This window comes from Psychrobacter pygoscelis, from assembly GCF_004335015.1.
GTDB lineage: Bacteria > Pseudomonadota > Gammaproteobacteria > Pseudomonadales > Moraxellaceae > Psychrobacter > Psychrobacter pygoscelis.
This window is the reverse complement of the sequence record NZ_RQRU01000010.1, coordinates 1-5,663: the sequence shown is the minus strand read 5'-3', so window position 1 is coordinate 5,663 and position 5,663 is coordinate 1. Positions and strand designations below refer to the sequence as shown.

Sequence of the window (5,663 nt, the reverse complement as noted above, 5' to 3'; positions counted from 1 at the left end):
TGATGAAACGAATTAAAAAGATTGAAATAAAAAGCTTGACAGATATTAAAAACATGATATACTGGATGGCTCGCTAACTAAGACAAATAATTATTTTATCTTAATTAGCAGATATAACTTACCTTGGACGACAAGCTAAGTCAACTATTTAAAAGCGAAACTAAAGAACAACTTGTGTGGATTTTTGCTGATTTAGAATGCTAAAAAATAAAGTTGGTTGAGCTTCTTTTCGGGGCTTGTACTAACTATAAAAATTATCATTCTTTATAAGCAAAGAAACTCGAAGTTAATTCATTTATATGAAACATACGAAAGCAATTTGCTAGTAATAGAATGAGCCAAGTTTAGAAGCTTCTTTAAAAGCTTCATAGCAAGATTAAACTGAAGAGTTTGATCATGGCTCAGATTGAACGCTGGCGGCAGGCTTAACACATGCAAGTCGAGCGGAAACGATGGTAGCTTGCTACCAGGCGTCGAGCGGCGGACGGGTGAGTAATACTTAGGAATCTGCCCAGTAGTGGGGGATAGCTCGGGGAAACTCGAATTAATACCGCATACACCCTACGGGGAAAAGGGGGCTGCTTGCAGCTCTCGCTATTGGATGAGCCTAAGTCGGATTAGCTAGTTGGTGGGGTAAAGGCCTACCAAGGCGACGATCTGTAGCTGGTCTGAGAGGATGATCAGCCACACCGGAACTGAGACACGGTCCGGACTCCTACGGGAGGCAGCAGTGGGGAATATTGGACAATGGGGGGAACCCTGATCCAGCCATGCCGCGTGTGTGAAGAAGGCCTTTTGGTTGTAAAGCACTTTAAGCAGTGAAGAAGACTCTGTGGTTAATACCCACAGACGATGACATTAGCTGCAGAATAAGCACCGGCTAACTCTGTGCCAGCAGCCGCGGTAATACAGAGGGTGCAAGCGTTAATCGGAATTACTGGGCGTAAAGCGAGCGTAGGTGGCTTAATAAGTCAGATGTGAAATCCCCGGGCTTAACCTGGGAACTGCATCTGAAACTGTTAGGCTAGAGTAGGTGAGAGGGAGGTAGAATTTCAGGTGTAGCGGTGAAATGCGTAGAGATCTGAAGGAATACCGATGGCGAAGGCAGCCTCCTGGCATCATACTGACACTGAGGCTCGAAAGCGTGGGTAGCAAACAGGATTAGATACCCTGGTAGTCCACGCCGTAAACGATGTCTACTAGTCGTTGGGGAACTTGATTCCTTAGTGACGCAGCTAACGCAATAAGTAGACCGCCTGGGGAGTACGGCCGCAAGGTTAAAACTCAAATGAATTGACGGGGGCCCGCACAAGCGGTGGAGCATGTGGTTTAATTCGATGCAACGCGAAGAACCTTACCTGGTCTTGACATATCTAGAATCCTGCAGAGATGCGGGAGTGCCTTCGGGAATTAGAATACAGGTGCTGCATGGCTGTCGTCAGCTCGTGTCGTGAGATGTTGGGTTAAGTCCCGCAACGAGCGCAACCCTTTTCCTTAGTTACCAGCGGGTTAAGCCGGGAACTCTAAGGATACTGCCAGTGACAAACTGGAGGAAGGCGGGGACGACGTCAAGTCATCATGGCCCTTACGACCAGGGCTACACACGTGCTACAATGGTAGGTACAGAGGGCAGCTACACAGCGATGTGATGCGAATCTCAAAAAGCCTATCGTAGTCCAGATTGGAGTCTGCAACTCGACTCCATGAAGTCGGAATCGCTAGTAATCGCGGATCAGAATGCCGCGGTGAATACGTTCCCGGGCCTTGTACACACCGCCCGTCACACCATGGGAGTTGATTGCACCAGAAGTGGGTAGCCTAACTTAGGAGGGCGCTCACCACGGTGTGGTCGATGACTGGGGTGAAGTCGTAACAAGGTAGCCGTAGGGGAACCTGCGGCTGGATCACCTCCTTATTGACGCATTCGGTCAGCAAGAATTCACAACAAGTTGTTCTTTAGTTTTCGTGGTTAGCATTCAAGCTTTAGTCGTTAAGGCAGACGGCAGAAATTTCCCTTTAAGGAAATTTCTCTTGCGAGCCTAACAAAGCAGTGCTTTGTTTTAACGGCTCTCAGGGTCTGTAGCTCAGCTGGTTAGAGCACCGTGTTGATAACGCGGGGGTCATAAGTTCAAGTCTTATCAGACCCACCATATATTGCATGGGGCCATAGCTCAGTTGGTAGAGCGCCTGCCTTGCACGCAGGAGGTCAGGAGTTCGACTCTCCTTGGCTCCACCATCTTAAGAGATGATGAATGCGAACATAGATAAAGCAGAATCGAATAATTTAGCTATTAAATAGATTATTTCATTCTGTTTTATACAGAAACAATATGACGATCTGATGAAGACGTTATTATTATTTAAAAACATAGATATGAGTCTGGGTTAGGAGCTACATTTCACGTGTAGCAACTAACCTGATAGTAGACCTTTAATGACATCAGTTGTTATCCCAAGGGTCTACTATCGAAAGTAAAGAGAACTGAATCAAGCGTAAATTATCAAGGTGATATCGTTATAATTACGACTATTAGACCCTTTGGGGTTGTATGGTCAAGTAATTAAGCGCACATGGTGGATGCCTTGGCAGTCAGAGGCGATGAAAGACGTGACAGCCTGCGATAAGCTTCGGGGAGGCGGCAATATCCTATGATCCGGAGATTTCTGAATGGGGAAACCCACTTAGCATAAGCTAGGTATTCCAATTTATTGGAAGGCAAACCGAGTGAAGTGAAACATCTCAGTAACTCGAGGAAAAGACATCAAATGAGATTCCCCTAGTAGCGGCGAGCGAACGGGGAGGAGCCGACGGACTCTAGTATAGAAGAACAGTTTGGGAAGACTGGCCATAGTGGGTGATAGCCCCGTATTTTAAATACTAGATGAAGCATATTAAGTAGTGCGGGACACGAGAAATCCTGTATGAAGATGGGGGGACCATCCTCCAAGGCTAAATACTCCTGACTGACCGATAGTGAACCAGTACCGTGAGGGAAAGGCGAAAAGAACCCCTGTGAGGGGAGTGAAATAGAACCTGAAACCGTGTGCGTACAAGCAGTGGGAGCCCCCTTGAGGGGTGACCGCGTACCTTTTGTATAATGGGTCAGCGACTTATATTCTGTAGCGAGGTTAACCGATTAGGGGAGCCGTAGGGAAACCGAGTCTTAATAGGGCGTCTAGTTGCAGGGTATAGACCCGAAACCGAGTGATCTATCCATGAGCAGGTTGAAAGTGCCGTAACAGGCATCGGAGGACCGAACCCACTGTCGTTGAAAAGCCAGGGGATGACTTGTGGATAGGGGTGAAAGGCTAATCAAACTCGGTGATAGCTGGTTCTCCCCGAAAGCTATTTAGGTAGCGCCTCGGACGAACACCATTGGGGGTAGAGCACTGTTTCGGCTAGGGGGTCATACCGACTTACCAAACCGATGCAAACTCCGAATACCGATGAGTGATATCCGGGAGACACACGGCGGGTGCTAACGTCCGTCGTGGAGAGGGAAACAACCCAGACCGCCAGCTAAGGCCCCAAATTCCTAGTTAAGTGGGAAACGAGGTGGGAAGGCATAGACAGCTAGGAGGTTGGCTTAGAAGCAGCCATCCTTTAAAGAAAGCGTAATAGCTCACTAGTCGAGTCGGCCCGCGCGGAAGATGTAACGGGGCTCAAACTAGGAGCCGAAGCTGCGGATTTGAACATGTTTCAAGTGGTAGGGGAGCGTTGTGTAAGCCTGTGAAGGTGTATCGTAAGGTATGCTGGAGGTATCACAAGAGCGAATGCTGACGTGAGTAACGATAATGCGAGTGAAAAGCTCGCACGCCGGAAGACCAAGGGTTCCAGTCCAACGTTAATCGGGGCTGGGTGAGTCGACCCCTAAGGCGAGGCCGAAAGGCGTAGTCGATGGGAAATTGGTTAATATTCCAATACTTGTTTATGATGCGATGGAGGGACGGAGAAGGTTATGCCAGCCTGGCGATGGTTGTCCAGGTGGAAGGATGTAGGTTTATAGCTTAGGTAAATCCGGGCTATTTCATACTGAGATCTGATAGCAAGTCCTACTTGTAGGACGAAGTGGCAAATACCATGCTTCCAGGAAAAGCTTCTAAGCGATAGTCATAAACGAATCGTACCCGAAACCGACACAGGTGGTCAGGTAGAGAATACCAAGGCGCTTGAGAGAACTCTGCTGAAGGAACTAGGCAAAATGGTACCGTAACTTCGGGAGAAGGTACGCTGTCGATGGTGAAGGACTTGCTCCGTAAGCTATTGACAGTCGCAGATACCAGGCTGCTGCAACTGTTTATTAAAAACACAGCACTCTGCAAACACGAAAGTGGACGTATAGGGTGTGATGCCTGCCCGGTGCTGGAAGGTTAATTGATGGGCTTAGCGTATGCGAAGGTCTTGATCGAAGCCCCAGTAAACGGCGGCCGTAACTATAACGGTCCTAAGGTAGCGAAATTCCTTGTCGGGTAAGTTCCGACCTGCACGAATGGCATAATGATGGCAGCGCTGTCTCCAGCAGAGACTCAGTGAAATCGAAATCGCAGTGAAGATGCTGTGTACCCGCGGCTAGACGGAAAGACCCCGTGAACCTTTACTACAGCTTTACATTGAACTTTGACCTGACTTGTGCAGGATAGGTGGGAGGCTTTGAAGCAGATACGCCAGTATTTGTGGAGCCATCCTTGAAATACCACCCTGGTCATGTTGGGGTTCTAACTCAGGTATAACAATACCGAGGACAATGTATGGTGGGTAGTTTGACTGGGGCGGTCTCCTCCTAAAGAGTAACGGAGGAGTACGAAGGTGCGCTCAGAACGGTCGGAAATCGTTCAAAGAGTATAAAGGCAAAAGCGCGCTTAACTGCGAGACCCACAAGTCGAGCAGGTACGAAAGTAGGTCTTAGTGATCCGGTGGTTCTGTATGGAAGGGCCATCGCTCAACGGATAAAAGGTACTCTGGGGATAACAGGCTGATACCGCCCAAGAGTTCATATCGACGGCGGTGTTTGGCACCTCGATGTCGGCTCATCTCATCCTAGGGCTGAAGCAGGTCCTAAGGGTATGGCTGTTCGCCATTTAAAGAGGTACGCGAGCTGGGTTTAGAACGTCGTGAGACAGTTCGGTCCCTATCTACCGTGGGCGTTGGAAATTTGAGAGGATCTGCTCCTAGTACGAGAGGACCAGAGTGGACGAACCGCTGGTGTTCGGGTTGTCATGCCAATGGCATTGCCCGGTAGCTACGTTCGGATGGGATAACCGCTGAAAGCATCTAAGCGGGAAGCCTACCTCAAGATTAGATTTCCCCTAAGAGCCGTTCAAGACTAGGACGTTGATAGGCAGGGTGTGGAAGCGCAGTGATGCGTGTAGCTAACCTGTACTAATTGCTCGATCGGCTTGACCATACAACACCCAAGTGGTTTATTGTATGTGTCGTAATTAACGATTTTATATCAACTTGCTAATACAAGCTTGATTCAGTCATATTGCTTAATAAGCTAAGCTCAACCAATTACTTCAAACTCATATCTATACCCCCTTTGCTGACGACAATAGCACGATGGAACCACCTGATCCCTTCCCGAACTCAGAAGTGAAACATCGTAGCGCCAATGGTAGTGTGGTTCGCCCATGTGAGAGTAGGTCATCGTCAGCTCCCTATA

The 5,663-nt window shown here is 48.3% G+C and carries 2 tRNA genes and 3 rRNA genes; all 5 read left to right on the top strand.

The features are described 5' to 3' along the window. Nucleotides 1-378 precede the first annotated feature (378 nt). The 5 genes from EGV92_RS13700 to rrf all read left to right on the top strand — a co-directional run bounded on the left by EGV92_RS13700 (nucleotide 379) and on the right by rrf (nucleotide 5,656). Nucleotides 379-1,915 (top strand): 16S ribosomal RNA (locus tag EGV92_RS13700). Nucleotides 1,916-2,073: 158 nt separating this feature from the next. Continuing rightward, a tRNA-Ile gene (locus EGV92_RS13695) sits at nucleotides 2,074-2,150 on the top strand. 10 nt (nucleotides 2,151-2,160) lie between these two features. Next, nucleotides 2,161-2,236, top strand: a tRNA-Ala gene (locus EGV92_RS13690). Nucleotides 2,237-2,551: 315 nt separating this feature from the next. Continuing rightward, a 23S ribosomal RNA gene (locus tag EGV92_RS13685) occupies nucleotides 2,552-5,405 on the top strand. Between the two features lie 137 nt (nucleotides 5,406-5,542). After that, nucleotides 5,543-5,656: ribosomal RNA gene (gene rrf, locus EGV92_RS13680) — 5S ribosomal RNA — on the top strand. Together the 16S, 23S and 5S rRNA genes with 2 tRNA genes alongside form the textbook arrangement of a ribosomal RNA operon. The last annotated feature ends 7 nt before the right edge of the window (nucleotides 5,657-5,663 follow it).